Annotated in this window: 17 protein-coding genes; 11 read left to right on the forward strand and 6 right to left on the reverse strand. The window is 45.5% G+C overall.

Features of this window, described 5'->3' with window-relative positions; genetic code table 11:
• Positions 1 to 220: 220 nt before the first annotated feature.
• From mnmE to rpmH, 5 genes are all read right to left on the reverse strand, one after another.
• On the reverse strand, positions 221 to 1597 hold the full coding sequence (gene mnmE, locus FE296_RS12425; RefSeq protein WP_124118699.1) for a tRNA uridine-5-carboxymethylaminomethyl(34) synthesis GTPase MnmE: 1377 nt from the start codon (positions 1595 to 1597) through the stop codon (positions 221 to 223).
• Positions 1598 to 1810: 213 nt separating this feature from the next.
• Positions 1811 to 2512 carry an RNA-binding cell elongation regulator Jag/EloR gene (jag, locus tag FE296_RS12430; protein WP_150365092.1) on the reverse strand — a complete coding sequence of 234 codons (702 nt, stop codon included), beginning with the start codon at positions 2510 to 2512 and terminating at the stop codon, positions 1811 to 1813.
• On the reverse strand, positions 2509 to 3387 hold the full coding sequence (locus tag FE296_RS12435) for a YidC/Oxa1 family membrane protein insertase (RefSeq protein ID WP_124118701.1): 879 nt from the start codon (positions 3385 to 3387) through the stop codon (positions 2509 to 2511). Before FE296_RS12435 ends, jag begins: the two co-directional genes overlap by 4 nt.
• A 74-nt stretch (positions 3388 to 3461) precedes the next feature.
• A complete protein-coding gene (gene rnpA / locus FE296_RS12440) occupies positions 3462 to 3812 on the reverse strand; it encodes a ribonuclease P protein component (protein ID WP_036611981.1) in 351 nt (116 codons plus the stop codon).
• A gap of 359 nt (positions 3813 to 4171) precedes the next feature.
• Positions 4172 to 4306: a 50S ribosomal protein L34 gene (gene rpmH, locus FE296_RS12445; protein ID WP_017691413.1), complete on the reverse strand. Its 135-nt coding sequence runs from the start codon at positions 4304 to 4306 to the stop codon at positions 4172 to 4174.
• 576 nt (positions 4307 to 4882) lie between these two features.
• On the opposite strand from rpmH, the gene FE296_RS12450 reads away from it, so the two are divergent.
• The 9 genes from FE296_RS12450 to gyrB all read left to right on the forward strand — a co-directional run bounded on the left by FE296_RS12450 (position 4883) and on the right by gyrB (position 16044).
• Positions 4883 to 5557: a GntR family transcriptional regulator gene (locus FE296_RS12450; RefSeq protein ID WP_124118702.1), complete on the forward strand. Its 675-nt coding sequence runs from the start codon at positions 4883 to 4885 to the stop codon at positions 5555 to 5557.
• Between the two features lie 211 nt (positions 5558 to 5768).
• Positions 5769 to 7130, forward strand: a complete 1362-nt coding sequence (locus tag FE296_RS12455) for a GntT/GntP/DsdX family permease (protein WP_150365093.1) — start codon at positions 5769 to 5771, stop codon at positions 7128 to 7130.
• A 66-nt stretch (positions 7131 to 7196) separates the two neighbouring features.
• On the forward strand, positions 7197 to 8744 hold the full coding sequence (gene gntK / locus FE296_RS12460) for a gluconokinase (protein WP_150365094.1): 1548 nt from the start codon (positions 7197 to 7199) through the stop codon (positions 8742 to 8744).
• Positions 8745 to 9614: 870 nt separating this feature from the next.
• Positions 9615 to 10961 carry a chromosomal replication initiator protein DnaA gene (dnaA, locus tag FE296_RS12465; RefSeq protein ID WP_036611990.1) on the forward strand — a complete coding sequence of 449 codons (1347 nt, stop codon included), beginning with the start codon at positions 9615 to 9617 and terminating at the stop codon, positions 10959 to 10961.
• 220 nt (positions 10962 to 11181) lie between these two features.
• The gene (gene dnaN / locus FE296_RS12470) at positions 11182 to 12324 is read left to right on the forward strand and encodes a DNA polymerase III subunit beta (protein WP_017691408.1); all 1143 of its coding nucleotides are present in this window, start codon (positions 11182 to 11184) and stop codon (positions 12322 to 12324) included.
• 16 nt (positions 12325 to 12340) lie between these two features.
• Positions 12341 to 12556: a S4 domain-containing protein YaaA gene (gene yaaA, locus FE296_RS12475; protein ID WP_036611994.1), complete on the forward strand. Its 216-nt coding sequence runs from the start codon at positions 12341 to 12343 to the stop codon at positions 12554 to 12556.
• A gap of 57 nt (positions 12557 to 12613) precedes the next feature.
• Positions 12614 to 13726 carry a DNA replication/repair protein RecF gene (gene recF / locus FE296_RS12480; protein ID WP_124118705.1) on the forward strand — a complete coding sequence of 371 codons (1113 nt, stop codon included), beginning with the start codon at positions 12614 to 12616 and terminating at the stop codon, positions 13724 to 13726.
• Positions 13727 to 13739: 13 nt separating this feature from the next.
• On the forward strand, positions 13740 to 13988 hold the full coding sequence (gene remB, locus FE296_RS12485) for an extracellular matrix regulator RemB (protein WP_017691405.1): 249 nt from the start codon (positions 13740 to 13742) through the stop codon (positions 13986 to 13988).
• Positions 13989 to 14133: 145 nt separating this feature from the next.
• Positions 14134 to 16044, forward strand: a complete 1911-nt coding sequence (gene gyrB, locus FE296_RS12490) for a DNA topoisomerase (ATP-hydrolyzing) subunit B (RefSeq protein WP_124118706.1) — start codon at positions 14134 to 14136, stop codon at positions 16042 to 16044.
• Between the two features lie 93 nt (positions 16045 to 16137).
• Here the strand turns inward: gyrB and FE296_RS12495 are convergent, their stop codons facing one another.
• Positions 16138 to 17085, reverse strand: a complete 948-nt coding sequence (locus FE296_RS12495; protein ID WP_150365095.1) for a YheC/YheD family protein — start codon at positions 17083 to 17085, stop codon at positions 16138 to 16140.
• 425 nt (positions 17086 to 17510) lie between these two features.
• On the opposite strand from FE296_RS12495, the gene gyrA reads away from it, so the two are divergent.
• Positions 17511 to 20075: a DNA gyrase subunit A gene (gene gyrA, locus FE296_RS12500; protein ID WP_036671890.1), complete on the forward strand. Its 2565-nt coding sequence runs from the start codon at positions 17511 to 17513 to the stop codon at positions 20073 to 20075.
• 214 nt (positions 20076 to 20289) lie between these two features.
• Positions 20290 to 21408, forward strand: a complete 1119-nt coding sequence (locus FE296_RS12505; protein ID WP_150365096.1) for an HD-GYP domain-containing protein — start codon at positions 20290 to 20292, stop codon at positions 21406 to 21408.
• Positions 21409 to 21795 lie beyond the last annotated feature (387 nt).

Here is a 21795-nt window from a genome sequence, read left to right on the forward strand (position 1 = left end):
CCCGTTTACCTCCTTATTCCGCTGTATTTGGTGTAACTCACACAGACGGATCATGTTCTACAATAATGAAACTACTTCTAACCGTTCCTCGGAACTTGCATTCCTATCTATATAAAACCAACACGTAATGGCTACAACATCATTCCATCCTTTGACAACAGGCAGAAATTGTACCTTTCCATCATACACTACGATTCAAGTCAATCCGCAGTATATTTTTTTACTTTCCTAGACAGAACTGGGAGAAAATCTGATCAATTAATGCATCATGTGCTGTATCTCCAACAATCTCGCCCAAATGCTCCCACGCCAAACGAACATCAATCTGAATCATATCGATTGGAATGAACTGCTCTGCTGCTTCATAGGCATCAACCAGGGACTGCTTCGCTTTCTTGAGCAAAGCAATATGACGCACATTGCTGACATAGGTCAGGTCTGCGGACTCCAGTTTACCACTGAAAAATAGCGTAGAGATGGCATCTTCCAGTCGATCCACACCCAGATCATCTTTCACCGACATCGGTACAAGCCGTTCTTCCGGAATGTAACGAAGCAGCACGTCACGTTCTACCTGTGGCGTTAAGTCCATTTTATTCATAATGATTATCGATTGTCTACCGCGGATTTGTTCCAATAATTCAATCTCATCGGGATGAAGTGGCTCCGCAGCATTGACAACCATTAAGATCAGATCGGCTTCACTTACCGCAGAACGAGAACGTTCTACCCCGATCTTCTCTACAACGTCCATCGTTTCCCGGATTCCTGCCGTATCAAGCAACTTGAGCGGGATATTATTGATCGTAATGAACTCCTCGATCACATCACGAGTTGTTCCTGGAATGTCCGTGACGATGGCCCGGTTGTCTTGCGCAAGTGTATTCATCAATGAGGATTTACCTACGTTAGGTCGTCCAACAATAGCAGTCGTGATACCTTCTCGCAGGATCTTTCCTTGCTCTGCTGTAGTCAGCAATTTATCAATTTCAGTCATAACCTGACTGGACTTTTCTTTAATAAAATCAGACGTTAACGACTCCACATCATGCTCGGGGTAATCGATATTTACTTCAATATGAGCCAGTGTTTCCACCAACGTGTATCGTAGATCACGCAACTTGGAAGACAGTTTGCCTTCAACCTGTTTCAATGCAACCGAGAAAGCCCTGTCCGATTTGGAACGAATAAGATCCATGACACCTTCAGCCTGAGACAGATCAATCCGCCCATTAAGGAAAGCACGCTTTGTGAACTCACCGGGTTCAGCCAGACGAATATCAAGTTGCAACAACAGGTCCATGACCCGTTTAACAGACACTACACCGCCATGCGCACTGATCTCCACCACATCTTCTGTTGTGAACGAGCGTGGTGCCCGCATTACCGTAACCAGTACTTCCTCAATCTTTTCCCCATTAACGGGATCTATGATATGACCATAATGAACCGTGTGAGATGCTGCCTGAGTTAAAGGGGTTTTACTACGAAAAATCTTTTCCGTCTCCGACACTGCATCCGGGCCGCTGACCCGGATCACGGCGATGCCCGCCTCTCCGACAGCCGTTGATATCGCTGTGATCGTATCACTGATCATGGTTTATCTCTCCTTGCTCTATTTTAAAATTGCCGCCCCTCGGGGGACGCCATATCCATTTTCAAATCTATTAATGATATAGCATATGACATGTTGCCTATCGTATTAAGTTCACTCTTGACTTGTTCTAACGCACCTTATCAAATTGCTTCTGTACGAAAAAAGCAATGGCTTCTGCACCGGGCAGGAAGCCATTGCGTCTTCAATTTCGTGTTATTTCGTCGTAATAACCACACGCCGATTAGGCTCTTCACCCTTACTTAACGTCTTAATCTGCGGGTGGTTTTGCAGTTTTGCATGAATGACTTTTCGTTCGAGTGGAGGCATTGGTTCCAGTACAACTTCCTTACCGGTACGGATTGCTTGTCCAGCCAACCTTTCGGCCAGGTCCTCCAGCGTCTTCCGCCGACGTTGACGGAAATTCTCCGCGTCGAGCACAATTCGAACGAAGCTTTCCGAATATCGGTTCGCTACAATGTTCGTTAGATACTGAAGCGCATCCAGCGTTTGTCCACGTCTGCCAATAATCATGCCCAGATCTTCGCCGGCAATATTGAAGATATGTCCATCCCGCTGTTTTTTGATATGCACTTCAACATCCAGTCCCATACCTGCTGCGACCTCTTTCAAGAAAGCAACCGCTTCTTCATAGGGATTTTTAGCTGCAACATCCTCAAGTAATGCATCTACTTCAGGTTTGTATGCAGCTGGCTTGATCGGCTGTGGAACAACTTCCGGTAAAGGCAATAATTTCACTTCTACTTTGGCCGCCCTCACCCCGAACAAACCCAGGAATCCTTTTGACGGCTGCTCTAACACTTGTATCTCGACCTTGTCCCGACTTACGCCAAGCTCGGTCAATCCTTGGTTTACAGCATCTTCAACGGTTTTTCCTGACGTAATGACTTTGGTCATTTCGATTTTTTGGCCCCTTTCGACCCTTTTCCAGAGACGGTCGCTTTGCCACCGTTTTTGCGTTTAGCTCCATTTTTGGAAGAGCTATTCTGCTTCACGTTGACCTCAGCCACGATTTTATCATTATTCCGGTAAAGGAAATAGTTTTGCACGATCGTGTAGATGTTACTGTAGAACCAGTACAGCGGAAGTGCTGACGGGAACTGGTAAGACATCACGAAGATCAAAATTGGGTATACCCAAAGCATAAACTGCATCGGACCAACTTGCTGTGCAGGGTTCATCCGCATCATCATCCATGTTTGAATGAATGTTGTGATGGCAGCAAGCACTGGCAAAATAAACAGGTGATCCGGTTCCCCGAGCTGGAGCCACAAGAAATCATGGGTTCTCAGACTGGAGTTACCATAAATTGAGTTATAAAGTGCGATGTAAATCGGCATCTGAATTATAAGCGGCAGACAACCAGCCATCGGATTAACTTTGTTCTCCTGAAACAACTTCATTGTTTCTTGCTGAACTTTCTCAGGTGTATCTTTATACTTCGCTTGAATCTCCTTCAGTTGCGGCTGAATTGCCTGCATGGCTTTGGAGCTACGGACTTGTTTCATTGTTAATGGTAAAATCAATGTCCGTACAATAAGCACCATCACGAGGACAGCCAGTCCATATTCACCGTTAAACCAGTTGGCGAATGTATCGAGCGCTAGTGAAAACCAATATACAACATTACTTTGCCAGAATGAGCCACTGTTCTTCAGATCTTCCGTAGTAACCCCGGCTCCTTGTGGAGTACATCCGGCGAGTACGGTGACCATTGCAATGACTGCAATGAGGAGAATCCACTTCCCCTTTGATGTCTTCAATCGCGACACTTCATAACCCCTCTCTTAACCATTCCATTCCACCGTAAATCATACCATAATTAGGAGGACAAATAAACCGAAGCTTACCGCTTACTTGACTTCAAAAGTGAGCCCTTGCGCATCGCATGGAGCAGGCTTTTTTCCATTTCCTTATAGGGCATGTCCAGCGCACCTTTTCTGACGATAAAAATCAGATCCATCTGCGTAACGATCTCATGTTCATGATGACGAACAATTTCCTTAATCATGCGTCTCATCCGGTTGCGTACGACAGCGTTTCCGATTTTCTTGCTGCAGGATACACCGACCCGGAATTGTTCCGTATCTTTACGGCGACAGCCATACACCACGAATTGATGATTGGCAAACGATTTTCCATACCGGTATACGCGGCTAAAGTCCGCCCGGTTTCGTAGACGCAGTCTTTTATACACGGCACTTCTCCTTGCTGTTCTCCATCATTGTTATTGACGGAGGCCTCATTACTGATTTAGTATAGGCTTTCTTGAATGACGGTAAACCGTCTTGGCGACAACTTCATTTGGACGAATTGTTGATCGGCTAATTGAACCGCATAATCATTCATCCGGGATAATTGCTACTCGGCCAAATGAAACGAAACAACATTCATCCTTATATAAAGGTAAGTTTTCGTAAAATGGAAAACTCACTCCACATACATCGTGTGTGTTCAGCACTTTTTCGCAGACCTTTCAGACCTGATCTGTACCAGCATCCAGTCTGAATTGAGCTCATTAAGAAAAAAAAGACCACCTCGGTGGTCTTCAATGCATTAAGCACTCAGGTTTTTACGGCCTTTAAGGCGACGTGCGGCCAAAATTTTACGGCCGTTGCTCGTGCTCATTCTTTTCCGGAAACCATGAACTTTTTTACGTTTGCTAACGTTCGGTTTGAATGTAGGTCTCAATGTATTGCACCTCCTCACAAGGAAATACTTATGTGATGAATCACTTTCATCTTCACAGAAAACACCTTTATATATTTAACCATGTCCACCTGCAAAAGTCAACTGCAAGACGCACAGCTTCTCCCTCTTTTATATATCCTCTCCAGCTCATCCAAAGTAATGACCACAGTCCGTTCACTTGAATCCCGTTACCAAGCCTCAAAGAGAGTCCTGAAAGTTATCCCCAGACCCTAATCAGAACACCATATTTCATCATTTATAGTTATCCACACCCTCCAATGCCTGCTATCTCCTTTATTCCATTCTGTTTGAAGTTATTCACATGTGGATAATGATTATAGGCTATTGATATTGCCGAATTCCAATAATGTTGTATCCGCTTCAATTATGGTTTACAAGCTTTTGAGAAAGGTGTAGGATAAAAATCACATCTTGTATACAAGTAGTCCTTTGAAAAAAACATTAGCCGTTAGCTTGTGGCTACAGACTATGGATTGAACTGAATGTCCAGTCTGCAAAATAGTTATGTTATGATCAGTAATGAACTGATTACTTATTAATAGGAGCGTTAGCCATATGTTATTTCCTTCTTCCTGGCTTCAAGGGGCTTCCCGTGGCGAAGCTATTGCCTGCGAATTAAGGCTGCGGATCATTAGCGGTACCCTTCGACCTGGAGAGATTTTGTCGGAAAATCGAATTGCGGCTGATTTTGACAGCAGTCGTTCACCTGTCCGAGAAGCGTTACGAACATTGTCCAATGAAGGACTTATTCGACTTGAACGTATGGGTGTTGTTGTCATTGGACTACGAATCAAGGATGTCGAAGAATTGTATGATGTCCGTTTCCTGATTGAAAGTTTTGTGCAGCAGCGACTCGCTGGTGAAGTCCCAGAATCATTAATCACCCAGCTGCGTAACGTGATCGACAAAATGCAACTTGCTGGACGGCATCAGGACGCCGTCGAATTTGCCTATCAGGATCTCGTTTTCCACGAAACCATCATTGAGGCTGCTCAGCATTCCCGTATTTCACATCTATGGAAGAGTATTCGATATGTTGTGATGACCGTTATGCTGCTCACGACGCGCAGAGTATTTGTTCAAGGTGAGCAGAAAGTAAGCGCTGTAATTGAAAAACACCGTTTGCTCGTTGAAGCACTTGAATCCGGTGACAAAATGCTCATTCAGGCTGGAGTCCGCACGTATTTCCAGGATTCCGGTAAAACCCTGCACGAAAGCTTTGATTCCTAAAAGGAGCAGGGTGTTTGCAATCATATCCGCTGTGAGTGATTGCGGCTTAACTTGTCGACAAGTATACAAAATGCGATTTTGTTTCAAATTTGGGCATGATAAAACTACATTTTTTCGCCAACACCTTCTGCAGTACTGGCACACAATTAATTGTTGACGATAATTTTACTTGTAAGCGTTCTATATCAGAAATAAAGGAGCACACAACATCATGAGCACTCTTTTTGGACTATCCCACAACGCAACATTATTGATCTGGACGTTAATTGCGATCGTTTTTCTGATCGTTTTGATCTCCAAGTATAAATGGAATCCCTTTATCACCCTGCTGTTGTCCGCATTAATGCTTGGTTTGCTTACAGGCATGAAACCTGCCGATGTAATCTCTTCCATTACCGGGGGACTTGGCGGCACACTTGGAACCATCGCAATTGTTATTGCTCTCGGTACGATGCTTGGTAAGATGATGGCCGAATCTGGTGGTGCCGAGCGCATTGCAACTACATTGGTGGATCGGTTTGGTGTGAAACGTGTGCACTGGGCCATGATGATTGTTGGATTTATCGTTGGTATTCCTGTTTTCTTCGAAGTCGGCGTAATTTTGATGATTCCGATCATCTTCACCGTTGCACGCAAAACTAATATGTCTCTGCTTCAGATCGGTATTCCCATTTTGGCCGGTCTGTCGACTGTTCACGGTTTGGTTCCTCCCCACCCCGCGCCAATGATAGCGATTGAAGCCTACAGCGCGGATCTGGGTAAAACCATTTTGTACTCCCTGATTGTTGGTATTCCTACAGCAATTATTGCAGGTCCTTTGTTTGGTAAATTTATAGGTAAAAGAATACACACCGAACCGCCAGCTGAACTGGCTGAACAATTCGCAACCAAAACAAACAGCAACATGCCCGGGTTTGGTATTACCCTGTTTACCATATTGCTGCCGGTTATTTTGATGCTGATTGGTTCCATAGCAAGCATCATTGACCCAAATGCCACGAGCGGCTTCACTGTTTTCAGTGAATTTATCGGTCATGAGATCATTGCTCTGCTCATTTCAGTTGTGTTTGCCCTCTTTTCACTAGGCTTTGCACGTGGATTCACCAAACATGATATCTCTCGCTTCACCAGTGAATGTCTGGCACCTACGGCGACCATCATTCTCATCATTGGTGGAGGCGGTGCCTTCAAACAGGTATTGATCAATAGTGGTGTAGGTAACGCCATTGCTGATGTCGCTACCCATGCCAACATCAACATCATCCTGTTTGCCTGGCTTGTCGCTGCGCTCATTCGTGTAGCTACCGGTTCAGCAACCGTAGCCATGACAACTGCTGCCGGCATTGTCGCTCCAGTGCTTGCACTCACACCAGGTGTCAATATTGAGCTGGTTGTACTCGCTACAGGTGCAGGGTCGCTCATCTTGTCTCATGTGAATGATGCGGGATTCTGGATGATCAAAGAATTCTTTAATATGAGCGTTTCCCAGACATTGAAAACGTGGACCGTTATGGAAACACTATTATCCGTGGTTGGACTGATCTTTATTTTGCTTCTGAGTACAGTGGTATAAATGGGGTCTCTATAGTAGAAAGAAATTAAAATCTCATCGCTTTCTGGAGAAAGAAGGATTAAATACATGAACAACTATATGATTGGGATCGATATTGGTACAACCAGTACCAAATCCGTGTTATTTACCGAGCAAGGCTCCGTCATCAGCACCTCAACACAGGAGTACCCTTTGTACACCCCTGCACCCGATGTTGCCGAACAGGACCCTGAAGAGATTGTGCAAGCGGCCCTCCGCTCTGTGCGTGGAGTCATGGAACAGAGTGGTGTTGCTGCCGAGCAGATCCTGTTTGTATCCTGCAGCTCGGCTATGCATAGTGTCATTGCCATGGGACAGGATAACACACCCTTAACCCGTTGCATCACCTGGGCGGATAATCGAAGTGCAGCATGGTCTGCCCAGCTGCAAGAGAATGGATTGGGGCATCGCATCTATCTGCGCACAGGTACGCCCATCCATCCCATGTCACCACTGACCAAATTAATGTGGCTGCGCCACGATGAGCCTGAAATTTTTGAGCGTACAGCGAAATTTATTTCTATTAAAGAATATCTGTTCTTCCGTCTATTCGGACAATATGTCGTCGACCATTCCATTGCTTCTTGCACAGGTTTGCTCAATCTGGAACAACTGGACTGGGACGTGGAAGCCCTTGAGATTGCAGGCATTACACCAGAACATCTCTCGAAGCTCGTGCCCACAACACATATATTAGAAGGAATGAATCACGAAGCGGCTGAAAAAATGGCTCTCTCCCCCTCCACACCCTTTGTTATTGGCGCAAGTGACGGGGTTTTATCCAATCTCGGCGTAAACGCCATTGAACCTGGTGTTGTCGCAGCAACCATCGGAACCAGCGGTGCCATTCGTACCGTTGTAGACCGTCCGGTTACCGATCCCAAAGGTCGAACCTTCTGTTATGCCCTCACAGAGAATCTTTGGGTCATTGGTGGACCTGTGAATAACGGTGGCATGCTGTTTCGTTGGGTACGGGATGAATTCGCTGCGTCTGAAGTGGAGACAGCGAAGCGACTTGGCATCAATTCCTATGATGTGCTGACCAAAATTGCCGAACGTGTCCGGCCGGGATCGGAAGGACTTCTGTTTCATCCGTACCTTTCGGGCGAACGTGCCCCTTTATGGAATCCCGATGCCCGTGGTTCCTTTTTTGGCTTAACCCTCCATCACCAGAAAGAGCATATGATCCGTGCTGTCCTGGAAGGGGTTATTTTCAACCTATACACGGTACTGCTAGCTATGGAAGAACAGATTGGGCAACCTACCTCTATTCAAGCCACAGGTGGGTTTGCGCGTTCTCCTCTCTGGCGCCAGATGATGTCCGATATCTTCAATCAGGAAGTGGTTGTACCCGAGAGTTTCGAAAGTTCCTGTCTGGGTGCCGTCGTGCTTGGTTTGTACGCTACAGGGCGGATCCAATCGCTTCATGCCGTTTCTTCCATGGTGGGTACAACGCATCGGCATACCCCTGTCAAAGAGAATGCTGTAGTCTACCAGGAGCTGCTGCCCATCTTTATTCGGATCTCTCGCAAACTGGAAGAGGAATACGCAGATATCGCTGAATTCCAGCGTAAGATGTCCCTTCCCCGTCTCTAAATCATCAATCCATACTTCGTCTCTGCACCAAAAAAAGAGGTTGTCGCCCAAAACCAAAAATCGGTTTTGGGCGACAACCTCTTTTGCTATACACGCATAATCTATCCTTTGAATTCATATTATACATTCATACACTTCAACCTCCATATTCGAGCATCAGCTTACCTCTTGATCCTAATAATTCACATACATATGTCTCAAAATGAAATCATCTATGTCCATTATTCTTATACATTGCCGTCACAGAATTACCATCTGCTCAGAAAATACATCACTGATCTTGTTCAATTAAAAGCATTGAGTTTACTCCCTTCTCCGTCTCCCATCCAGACACTGAATTCGTCGCTTTCATTATCACCCCATTGGCAAAAAAACACGAGGGTGAGGGGTCAGGCTTTTTCCGATCTCAATCATACTTCATTTTCACTTCATGGTTATCCACAGACAGGTTATTCACAAACGAAGAATACTTTTACACACAATTTGGCATCATTTGACGGATAACCTGTGTATAAAACATTTTTGGTTTTTGGGTCATTCTGTCGAAAATTAAACAGTTTATAAACAATATATTGTGTTGTGACTAAAAATTATACACAAGTTATTGAATTTGTGGATAAAATCACGCGATACGTTGAAATGCGGGGTTTCTTTTGCTATGATTGTATTACTTTTGGATGTGAATATGTGATCTGACCCATAATATTATCAACAGCCTGTGGATAAAGTTGTGAACAATTTTCCGTTGTTCATACTTTTTTTGTTTTCGACCTGCGGGGGTTTGGGGATAAATTCAACAATATATCTCGTATTTCGACACTGCATCATGGCTTAAGCCACACTTGGAACATGTAAAAGGAGTGACAGTCTGTGGACAGCCATACTTCCGATTTATGGCAGCAAATTTTATCAATCATACAAAACAAACTCAGCAAACCCAGCTTTGACACCTGGTTCAAAGCAACCAAAGCCACCAAGCTTAATGATCGTTCAATCGTCATTTCCGCACCAACCACGTTTGCCGTCGAATGGCTGGAGAGCCGTTACACCAAATTGGTTGGCTCGACGGTATACGAGCTGCTTGGCAAGCAAGTCGATGTGAAATTTGTCATCGAAGAGAACAAGCCTGCTGAACCGGACCCGCAACTGCCGGCACCAACGCCTACAGTTGTACAGGAAGAAGCGGTACTCAGCATGCTGAATCCGAAATATACGTTCGATACATTTGTCATCGGGCCGGGCAACCGTTTTGCCCATGCCGCATCGCTGGCGGTCGCTGAAGCGCCCGCCAAAGCTTACAACCCTCTCTTTCTGTATGGGGGTGTAGGTCTCGGTAAAACTCACTTGATGCATGCGATCGGACATTACGTTCTGGAGCATGATCCGGGCAGCAAAGTCGTTTATTTGTCGTCTGAGAAATTCACGAACGAATTCATTAACTCTATCCGTGACAACCGCGGGGAGAGCTTCCGTAACAAATACCGGAGCGTCGACATTTTGCTCATTGATGATATTCAGTTTTTGGCGGGAAAGGAATCAACACAAGAGGAATTTTTCCATACGTTTAATGCGCTGCATGAGGAACGGAAGCAGATTATCATCTCCAGCGATAGACCACCGAAGGAAATTCCGACACTGGAAGAACGGCTTCGTTCTCGCTTTGAATGGGGGTTAATTACGGATATCCAGCCTCCAGATTTGGAGACAAGGATCGCAATTTTGCGGAAAAAGGCACGTGCGGAAAACTTGGATATTCCGAATGAAGCGATGATGTACATTGCCAACCAGATTGACACCAACATCCGTGAACTGGAAGGTGCCCTGATTCGGGTCGTTGCTTATTCTTCACTGACTAATCAAGATGTAACCACTCATCTGGCAGCTGAAGCACTGAAGGATATTATTCCTTCCAGTCGTCCCAAAATGATCACTATTCATGACATCCAACAAAAGGTCGGCGAGTATTATAGCCTTAAGCTTGAAGATTTCAAAGCACGGAAACGGACCAAGGCAGTTGCTTTTCCAAGACAGATTGCCATGTATCTCTCTCGTGAACTGACAGACTTTTCTCTACCCAAAATCGGGGAAGCATTCGGAGGACGAGATCACACCACTGTCATACATGCTCACGAAAAAATCTCCCAAGCGATTAAAAACGATCAGGATCTCTATAAAGTTATCAACAACTTAACCGAAAAAATCAAGAATCCAACCTGAACAAGTCCCAAGCCTATGCACAACGTATACACATGTGGATAGGCTTGGGTGTACGGGTTTATACCCACTTATCCACATATTCAGTGCCCCTATTACTATTATTACTAAAAAGATCTTAAAGATATCATCTCCAAAATAGCCATTTCGGAGCTTAGCCTTCGGCCTTTGAAAAACACCTTTTAACACCCCAACACCCAAAAAATCAGCTAGGAGTGAAACCATGAAAATCAGCATAATGAAAAACTACTTAAACGATTCCATACAGCAAGTATCCAAAGCGATCTCGAGCCGTACGACAATTCCGATTCTGAGCGGTATCAAATTCGACGTGAATCATCAAGGTGTAACATTGACAGCAAGTGACACCGATATATCCATTCAATCCTTCATCCCGCTTGAAGATGGAGATAAAAGCGTAGTTCAGGTAGATCAACCCGGCAGTGTAGTTTTGCCAGCCAAGTTTTTCGTGGAGATCATCAAGAAGCTGCCATCACAGGAAGTGCACATGGAAGTCAAAGAGAACTTCAACACCTTTATCTCCGCAGGGGCTACCGAGATTCAACTGGTAGGTCTCGATCCGGAAGAATTCCCGGTACTGCCAAGCATCGAAGAAAATCAAACGGTCTCCATTCCAGGAGATTTGTTGAAAAATATGATCAAACAAACGGTCTTCTCCATTTCCACACATGAGACTACTCCAATCCTGACAGGTGTACTCTGGAGTTTGGGTGACAACGAATTGAAATTTGTGGCAACAGACCGTCACCGTCTTGCTACTCGATCAGCAATGCTGGATAATGCAGAAGGTATCCGCTTCAACAACGTGGTTATTTCCGGTAAAACGCTGAATGAGCTCAGCAAAATTGTTCCGGATCAAAATACCCTTGTGGATATCGTTGTTGCAGATAACCAGGTCCTGTTCAAAATCGACCGTGTATTGTTTTACTCCCGTATTTTGGACGGAACATATCCGGATACTTCTAGAATTATTCCAACGTCATACAAAACAGAACTTGTTTTAGATACAAAAAAATTAAGTGAATCCATTGACCGGGCTTATTTGCTGTCGCGTGAAGAGAAAACAAACATCGTGCGTATGCAAACGATGGATTCTGGATCCGTTGAAATTTCTTCAAGCTCTTCCGAGCTAGGTAAAGTAAGAGAAGAAATCGAACCTGCCGAGTTTACAGGAGACCCGTTAAAAATCTCATTCAACTCCAAATACATGCTGGATGTGCTGAAAGTTGTTGAAAGTGAGCAGCTGATGATCGCTTTTACAGGAGTCATGAGTCCAATCATCTTGAAACCGCTGGATGACAGTCACAGCCTTTACGTGATATTGCCATATCGGACGACCAACTAACGAAAGGAAGATCACAGTGAACCAAGTTACGATTCGTACGGAATATATTAAGCTTGATCAATTTTTGAAACTGGCTGATTGCATCCCAACTGGAGGTATGGCCAAAGCTCTGCTTCAGGAAGGACTTGTACGTGTGAATAAAGAGCCTGAGGAACGACGGGGACGTAAGTTATACCCTGGGGATATCGTTGAAGTGGACGGAGAAGGCACATTCGAAGTTGCTGCAGAATAAGAAGACCAGTTCGATCCTGCTGCCTCCTGACGGACGGGATAAAAGGGAGGTTACCGCGTGTTTGTGAACAGCATTGATCTGCAGAATTTCCGCAATTATGAACATCTGAGACTGGATTCTTTTGGTCCCGTAAACTTGTTGATCGGGCAAAATGCCCAAGGCAAGACCAATCTTGCAGAGGCGATTTTTGTACTTGCACTCACCAAGAGCCACCGTACATCCCGTGACAAGGAGTTAATCCGTTTCGGTGAGGAACGTGCCAGACTTGCAGCAGAGGTCGACAAAAAGTACGGATCGGTCAAGCTTGAGCTATCTTTGTCGCAACAAGGCAAAAAAGCAAAGATTAACGGCCTGGAGCAGCGCAAGTTAAGTGATTTTGTCGGAGCGCTCAATGTTGTGATGTTTGCACCGGAGGATCTGGAGATTGTAAAAGGCACACCGGGGGTCCGCCGCCGGTTTCTTGACATGGAGATTGGACAGGTTGCACCAGGTTACCTGTATCACCTGCAGCAATACCAAAAAGTGCTCGTCCAACGAAACAATTTGCTTAAGCAACTTTGGGGACAAGGGGCATCAGCCCAGACCATGCTTGAGGTTTGGAATGAACAACTGGTTGAGCATGGTGTTAAGATCGTCAAAAAAAGGAAACAATTCATAAAGAAACTGCAAAAGTGGGCAGAAACGATTCATCAGGGGATCACCGGAGGCGGAGAAGTCTTGCGCCTGGCCTATCTTCCGTCCTTCAGCGAAGCCACTGAGGAAGATGAAGCTGTCTTAATGGACCAATTTATGATAAAATTATCACAAATGAAAGAGCAGGAGATTCGCCGAGGCACAACCCTTAGTGGGCCGCATCGGGATGACCTGTCCTTTTTCATTAACGATCGGGAAGTACAAACATATGGCTCGCAGGGGCAGCAGCGCACAACGGCGTTGTCCCTTAAACTTGCGGAAATCGAACTGATTCACGAAGAAATCGGAGAATATCCGGTCCTGCTGCTGGATGATGTTCTGTCAGAGCTGGACCCTTTTCGCCAGACGCAGCTGATCGAAACGTTCCAGAGCAAGGTGCAAACCTTTATTACAGCTACGGGGATCGAGAGCCTGAACGTTGACAAGCTCAAAGATGCCAGTATTTATCATGTTCATGCCGGACAGGTTGAACGCTAAGGAGTGAGGGCTTATGTACATTCATCTGGGCGGTGAGAAGATCATCCGTTCTTCCGAATTGGTCGCTATTTTTGATATATCGATTGAAAAATCCTCAAAGATCTCCAAGCAGTATGTGACACATGCCGAGCAGGAAAAAACCGTGGAACACATTGGGGAAGAGGAAGCCAAGTCCATTGTGGTGACCAAAAACATTGTGTACTACTCGCCGATCTCCTCAGCCACGCTGAAGAAGCGGGCTCACATTTTTCCTGATCTCTAGCGGTTGTGTGGCATAAAAGGTGTGTCTTTTGCTGCTTGTCTTTAATTTGGACAGCTGGCTGGAATGAAGTACATTGCCTTTTTCAGTAAACATTCTTAGTTAACGCATAATTACGATATTGAATCTTATAGAAGTAGGTGAAAGCATGTCTATGAATCAACCGTCATATGGTGCAGATGAAATTCAGGTTCTTGAAGGACTGGAAGCCGTACGGAAACGTCCGGGGATGTATATCGGTTCCACCAGTTCCAAAGGTCTGCATCATCTGGTCTGGGAAGTAGTGGACAACAGTATCGATGAAGCGCTCGCAGGTTATTGTGACCATATCGAGGTTACTATCCATGAAGACAACAGTGTCACTGTTGTCGATAACGGACGTGGGATTCCTGTCGGTGAACATGCCAAAATGAAACGTCCTGCGCTTGAGGTCGTTATGACCGTCCTCCATGCAGGAGGTAAGTTTGGTGGCGGCGGGTACAAAGTATCCGGTGGTCTGCACGGTGTAGGTGTATCCGTAGTTAACGCACTATCCGAAAAAGTTGTTGTCACAGTTAAGGTTGACGGGCATGTCTATCAACAGGAATACCGTCGTGGTACTCCGCAGTATGACCTGAGAACGATCGGTACAACCGACGAAACCGGAACAACGGTTAGGTTCCACCCGGATCCTGAAATTTTCACGGAAACGAGAGTTTACGACTATGACATCTTGCTTGCCCGTATTCGTGAGCTGGCGTTCCTGAACAAGGGTATTGGTCTTACACTGACCGATGAGCGTACAGGTGCAACCAACTCATTCCTGTACGAAGGCGGCATTATCGAATACGTCTCCTTCCTCAACCAGAAGCGCGAAGTATTGCATGAGAATCCAATTTACGTTGAAGGTTCCAGAGATAACATCCAGGTGGAAGTTGCTCTGCAATACAATGACAACTACACCGAGAACATCTATTCCTTCGCCAACAATATCAACACGCATGAGGGCGGAACGCATGAATCAGGTTTCAAGAGTGCCCTTACGCGGATTATCAATGACTATGCCCGTAAGGCAGGGGTAATCAAGGACAGCACGGGGAACCTTTCCGGGGATGACGTGCGTGAAGGCTTGACAGCTATTATTTCGGTCAAGATTCCGGAACCGCAATTTGAAGGACAGACAAAGACCAAGCTGGGCAACAGCGAAGTGCGTGGGATTGTCGAATCCTTGTTTGCCGAGAAGCTGCAGGAGTTCCTGGAAGAGAATCCTTCCGTATCCCGTCGCATTTTGGAAAAAGGGCTGCAAGCAGCACGTGCGCGTGAAGCTGCCCGTAAAGCCCGTGAACTGACACGTCGTAAAGGTGCACTCGAAGTAAGCTCACTTCCAGGTAAACTGGCAGACTGTTCATCCAAGGATGCTTCAATCAGCGAATTGTACATCGTCGAAGGTGACTCCGCCGGCGGATCAGCGAAGCAAGGCCGGGATCGTCATTTCCAAGCGATTTTGCCGCTGCGTGGTAAGATTTTGAACGTGGAAAAAGCTCGTCTCGACCGGATCTTGGGGAATGCGGAGATTAGAGCAATTATTACAGCAATGGGTACAGGTATTGGTGATGACTTCGATATTGCCAAAGCCCGCTATCACAAAATCATTTTGATGACCGATGCCGACGTCGATGGTGCTCATATCCGAACACTATTGCTGACATTCCTGTATCGGTACATGCGCAAAATCATTGAGGCAGGTTATGTATATATTGCACAACCGCCATTGTTCAAGATTGAGCGTAACAAAGTGATTCGTTATGCCGGTTCCGAGAAAGAGCGCGATGAAATTATTGCAACGCTCGGCGAAAATGCAAAATTCAACGTTCAGCGTTACAAAGGTCTTGGCGAGATGAATGCCGGACAATTGTGGGAAACGACGATGGATCCGGAGAGTCGGACCATGATGCAAGTATCGATTAATGATGCCATCCTTGCTGATGCCATGTTTGACACCCTGATGGGGGATAACGTTGAACCGCGTCGTGACTTTATCCAGGAAAATGCAAAATACGTGAAAAACCTCGACATTTAACATATTCGAAGAGGCGCCTGCGAGGGCGCCTTTTTATATTAGGGGAAGTATGGAATAGGGAAGGCAGTAGACATAGACTTCCGTATCCCTTTGTTATCTGCGAACACGTTTTTTGGCAGATGAGGCCTGTGCTTTAGGGGATGTACGAGAGCTCCTACTCTTTTTGGAGGGCAAACGACCGTATGCAATCGCATAACGTTTAATCTTCCGGTATGCCTCCTTGTCCGGTAATAAGCCAAAGGCATAAATGCCTGGCAGTGTGTTGACTTCAAGAATCCAGGGACGCCCTGCTTCGTCTAGCGCAATATCAATACCAATCTCTTTGAGCCTTGGAAATGATGTTTGCAATTGCACAGCGGTATGAATACCTAAGCGGTACAGCTCTGTGCGAAGTTTTTTGAAGCCATCCTGGTGAAGATGGGGGAGTACGAGTTCTTCAAACGTGGCCAATCGCCCACCACCGTGAATGTTGGTGATAATTTTGCCCGGCGCAGCAACACGTCCCAGAATACCTGTTGTTTCCCAGTTGTGTTGCAGATTTTTCTGAGTTAACACACGCAAGTCAAAAGGCAAATCTCCATGCTTCATCAGCGATATTCCCTGTTGAATGATATAATCACGTTCCTGAATGCGATCATTCAGTGCTCGTTCGAGTTCGTCCAGGGAATGAAATGATCTCTCCTCTGTACCGTATTGGAGTTGATATGTTGTTGTGAGATAGGTATCTCTGGAGATAACAGCACTTGCTTCCGGTTCATCAGGCAGGTCCCGATCAGTAGGTTCTTCCGGAACCTCCGCATCTGTGGTGGAATCTTCTGAATGAACGACAGGTTCGTATAAACGGGTTGTTTTTACTCGCATAACGCCATTACCGTAAGTACCACGGTCCGGTTTGATATAGTTTGACTCAAATAATTCAGTCATTCGTTCGAGAGTTTGACGGCTATATTTTCGGGTCACTGGGATATATTCATTCACAATGCGACTGCGTTGTAACACAGCTGTTTTGGCCCATTTGCTGGAGACGCGTTGGATACCCAAGATCCATCAGTCCTTTCATGTTTTGCTCAGTTCTAAAGAGGGACAGACACGGAGAAATCAAAGGACAAGAGACGATTTCAGTGGTATAATAGAGAAATATGGCGTTTTGTGCGATGAGCTGCACAATTTGCAGTTTGATCGTAGGACGGGAACGGCTTTAGCCTCGGTAGGCACAGTACATATGCCGTTTTTCTAGCATTGTATGTGCAATTGGGGAGGAAGGCAGGGCGTATCCCCATACACGCAGAAGTTCCCGGAAGAAAGGCTATTGCCCAGCGAACGTTTAATTGTGTAACTTTTGTGAAAGTAATATAATAAAGAGTAACGTTCTTGCGCGGTTTTAGCCTTGTTAGGCTTTTCACATATAATCAATTTTTTGCATGACGGAATGGAACGTTTGTTGAAGGACAAGAAGGAGGTCCAGCATGGCGGAAGAAATGAACTCTCAGATTACAGATCGGGATATAGGCGTCGAGATGCGTGAATCGTTTATGGATTATGCGATGAGCATCATCGTTAGCCGTGCCTTACCTGACGTGCGTGATGGATTGAAGCCGGTTCACCGGCGTATTCTGTACGCGATGTCAGAGCTCGGCATGACACCCGATAAACCACATAAAAAATCAGCCAGAATCGTCGGCGAAGTTATCGGTAAGTATCACCCACACGGTGACTCTGCTGTTTACGAGACGATGGTACGGATGGCACAGGATTTCTCCCTGCGATATATGCATGTAGATGGACATGGTAACTTTGGATCGGTCGATGGTGATATGGCAGCAGCTATGCGTTACACCGAAGCACGTTTGTCCAAGATTGCTATGGAAATGCTCAGAGACATCAACAAGGATACGATTGATTTCCAGCCGAACTATGACGGTGAAGAACATGAGCCAATCGTTCTGCCTGCTCGTTTTCCTAACTTGCTTGTCAATGGGGTCGGCGGGATCGCGGTAGGTATGGCCACCAATATTCCTCCTCATAATCTGGGCGAGGTCATTGATGGTGTACAGGCCATGATTCAAAATCCGGACATTACATCCATGGAGCTCATGGATTACATTCAAGGACCAGACTTCCCTACGTCCGGCTACATCTTGGGCCGTTCAGGTATTCGCCAGGCGTATCAGACTGGACGTGGTTCTGTAACGATGCGGGCCAAAACCAACATCGAAGAGAATAACAACAAGGCGCGAATTATCGTTACGGAACTGCCTTATCAGGTAAACAAGGCGAGACTCGTTGAGAAAATCGCCGAGTTGGTACGTGATAAAAAGATTGATGGCATTACTGACCTTCGTGATGAGTCTGACCGTAATGGTATGCGGGTTGTAATTGAGCTTCGCAGAGACGTGAATCCGGGGGTTGTCCTGAACAACCTGTACAAACATACATCGATGCAATCCACTTTTGGGATTAACATGCTTGCGATTGTTAATAAAGAACCTAAAATCCTGAACTTGCGCGAAGTGTTGTATCACTACCTGCAACATCAGATTGAGGTTATTCGCAGACGTACGCAGTTTGAACTGAAAAAGGCTGAAGCTCGTGCACACATTCTAGAAGGTTTACGTATTGCGCTGGATCATATCGACGAGATTATTACGTTGATTCGTTCATCCAGTAATGCGGATGCAGCAAGAGAAGGTTTGATTGAGCGCTTCTCACTCAGTCATGATCAGGCTCAAGCTATTCTCGATATGCGTTTGCAACGCCTCACAGGTCTGGAACGCGAACGTATTGAAAATGAATATAACGAACTGATGGTCAAAATCAGAGAGTATCGCGAAATTCTGGCCAATGAGCATCTGGTGCTTGAGATTATCAGTACGGAGCTGCAAGAGATCCGCGACCGCTTCAGCGATGATCGTCGTACGGAGATCACTGTAGGTGAAGAGAGCATTCTGGATGAGGACCTGATTCCACGTGAAGAGGTTATCATTACGATTACTCATACAGGCTACGTGAAACGTCTGCCGGTATCCACATACCGCAGCCAGAAACGTGGTGGACGTGGGGTCGTGGGTATGGATACGAAAGATACCGACTTTGTCGAGCATCTGTTTGTGACCAACTCCCACAATTACCTCATGTTCTTCACTGACAAAGGTAAAGTGTACCGTCTCAAAGCTTACGAGATTCCAGAGCTTGGACGTACCGCACGGGGAACGCCGATTATCAACCTGATCCAGATCGAGCAGGGCGAATCGGTCAATGCCGTAATTCCGGTCCAGGAATTCGAAAGTGACCGATACTTGTTCTTTGCTACCCGCCAAGGGGTTGTGAAGAAGACGCCACTTGAGGATTACACCAATATTCGCAAAGGCGGCTTGATCGGTATTTCCTTACGTGATGATGACGTTCTGATCGATGTTAAGCTGACCGATGGATTGCAAGAGATCATTATGGGTACAGCTCACGGAATGTCTATTCGATTCTCGGAAGGCAACGTACGTTCCATGGGACGTAGCGCAACCGGGGTCAAAGGGATTACATTGGATGAACAGGATGCTGTTATCGGCATGGATGTAGTTGATAAAGAGCTTGATGTTCTGATCGTTACAGCCAAAGGTTACGGTAAACGTACACCTGTCAGTGATTATCGGATGCAGACTCGTGGCGGTAAAGGGATCAAGACTATTAATGTCACAGAGAAGAACGGCTCAGTAGTCAGCCTCAAAATGGTTAAAACCGAAGAGGATCTGATGATTATCACGTCTAGCGGTACGTTGATCCGGATGAGCATGGAAGGCATATCCACTATGGGTCGATACACGCAGGGTGTGAAGCTGATTCATATTCGTGACGAGGATTCAGTAGCTACAGTCAGCCGAATTGACAAAAATGAAGAGGAACCAGACGATGAGTCGCTTGAAGGCTTGGAAGGTGAGGAGTCCCAAGCTCCGGTAGTAAGCTTGGAAGAAGGCACCGTTTCTGACGCTGAGGTTAATGAAGTTGAGGGCGACGACGATTCTGGTTCGGAAGCATAAAATAGAATTTTATAAAGACTGATCTCTTTGAGATTGGAAGAAGATTGCGAGGGCTCCCACGGGGAGCCCTTTTGTTTGTATAAAGGAATCTATTCTTCCGAATCTGGGATGTACAGCCTGATTCCTGAGTAATATAATGGGAAATATCATGAAAAACCGGGACTATGGTCTTGTTTGTATTAACATAGAAGAACGATGAGTGAGGGGAATACACATGGGATTAATCACCCTGTCAGAAGTCAAACCAGGACTCAAACTTGGGAGTGATGTACAAACACTTCGCGGCAACGTTCTGCTTCAGAAGGGGAAGGTCATTTTACCCAAGGATATGGAAGTGCTCAGAGCCTTTATGATTCAACAGGTAGATATTGAACAAGAAAGAATGGCGTCGAGTAGTACAGGGACCAAAGGTGCATCTGTGTCCGCAGGAAGTTCTGCCAATGATAACAATGCTGAACGGGCAGGGAAGACAGGGAACGTCACTACAGCTTCTGTAGTAACGTCTTTGCAGGATGAGTATGAGAAGATGGTCGGACTAACGAAAAATGCTTTCCTGTCCTCTCTGGCGGCTGAATTACCGATCTATGAGTTACGTACACAGTTGGAGGCTGTGTTTGCACATCTCAAACAATATAATGTGCTTACTTTCAGTCCACGAGTAATGCAAGAACATGATTATGTATATCACCATGCCGTACTGAGTGCGATCACATCCTATCAACTGGCTCAATGGATTGATCTCCCCTCCAAGGATTGGATGCAAGTGGCTTTTGCAGGCTTGTTCCATGATATTGGTAACAACAAAGTAGATCCGCAGATTCTCCATAAACCATCCACGTTGACGGCTACAGAGCAGGAAGAGATTCGTCAGCATACGAAATATGGTTATCAGATCCTTAAACAGGCAAAGGCCATTAATGAGGGAGCCAGACTTGCAGCTTTGCAGCATCATGAAAAAGTGGATGGATCAGGCTACCCGTTGCAGCTTAGTGGGACGCAGATTCATATTTATGCCAAGATTGTAGCTATCGCTGATATTTTCCACGCCATGACGCTGGAGAAGATCTACCGCAAGGCACAATCACCATACCTAGTCCTAGAACAGATCCAAAGTGAGGCATTTGGGAAATTGGACCCTGCAATCGTAAGGGTATTTGTTCAACGGTCGACCCAGATCCATAATGGTATTCGAGTGAAACTCAGCAATAACCTAATTGGAGAGATTGTATTCTCTGATCGAGATCATCCTACACGGCCTATGGTGTCAGTAGAAGGAAACATCATTAATCTGATGCAGCAACGGCAGCTTCACATCCAAGAGGTTATCGGATAACAATAGATATTAGCGTAACTTGATGAGAGGGTCTTTCTTTTATAGAGAGGCCTTTTAAGTGAGATAAGGTGTGGAAATATAGAAAAAACAGAAAGATTAAAGAAATATATATAATTACTCAAAAAAAGAGTTGCATTCAAAATCTGTACATGGTATATTCTAATTCCGGCCAAGAAAACACGGTTTACACGGTGCGGCAAGCAAACGAAATAAGCTTCGAAAGAAACTTAAAAAAAGAGCTTGCAAAGTTGGTTCGGATGTGGTAAGATATAAAAGTTGCTGAAGAGAACGACATTCGGTAACGAAATAAGTTTGATCTTTGAAAACTGAACAACGAGTGAGTAAACATTCTGCTTGCAGAATGAACGCGAAAGTTTGAAACAAGCC

Origin of the sequence: Paenibacillus sp. UASWS1643, assembly GCF_008693195.1 — a bacterium.
Lineage (GTDB): Bacteria > Bacillota > Bacilli > Paenibacillales > Paenibacillaceae > Paenibacillus > Paenibacillus amylolyticus_B.

Coding starts and splice junctions, on each gene's coding strand:
- FE296_RS12505 (WP_150365096.1), top strand. CDS start 20,290: ATGGGATTAATCACCCTGTCAGAAGTCAAACCAGGACTCAAACTTGGG.
- dnaN (WP_017691408.1), top strand. CDS start 11,182: ATGAAAATCAGCATAATGAAAAACTACTTAAACGATTCCATACAGCAA.
- gntK (WP_150365094.1), top strand. CDS start 7,197: ATGAACAACTATATGATTGGGATCGATATTGGTACAACCAGTACCAAA.
- gyrB (WP_124118706.1), top strand. CDS start 14,134: ATGTCTATGAATCAACCGTCATATGGTGCAGATGAAATTCAGGTTCTT.
- FE296_RS12455 (WP_150365093.1), top strand. CDS start 5,769: ATGAGCACTCTTTTTGGACTATCCCACAACGCAACATTATTGATCTGG.
- FE296_RS12450 (WP_124118702.1), top strand. CDS start 4,883: ATGTTATTTCCTTCTTCCTGGCTTCAAGGGGCTTCCCGTGGCGAAGCT.
- remB (WP_017691405.1), top strand. CDS start 13,740: ATGTACATTCATCTGGGCGGTGAGAAGATCATCCGTTCTTCCGAATTG.
- mnmE (WP_124118699.1), bottom strand. CDS start 1,597: ATGATCAGTGATACGATCACAGCGATATCAACGGCTGTCGGAGAGGCG.
- jag (WP_150365092.1), bottom strand. CDS start 2,512: ATGACCAAAGTCATTACGTCAGGAAAAACCGTTGAAGATGCTGTAAAC.
- gyrA (WP_036671890.1), top strand. CDS start 17,511: ATGGCGGAAGAAATGAACTCTCAGATTACAGATCGGGATATAGGCGTC.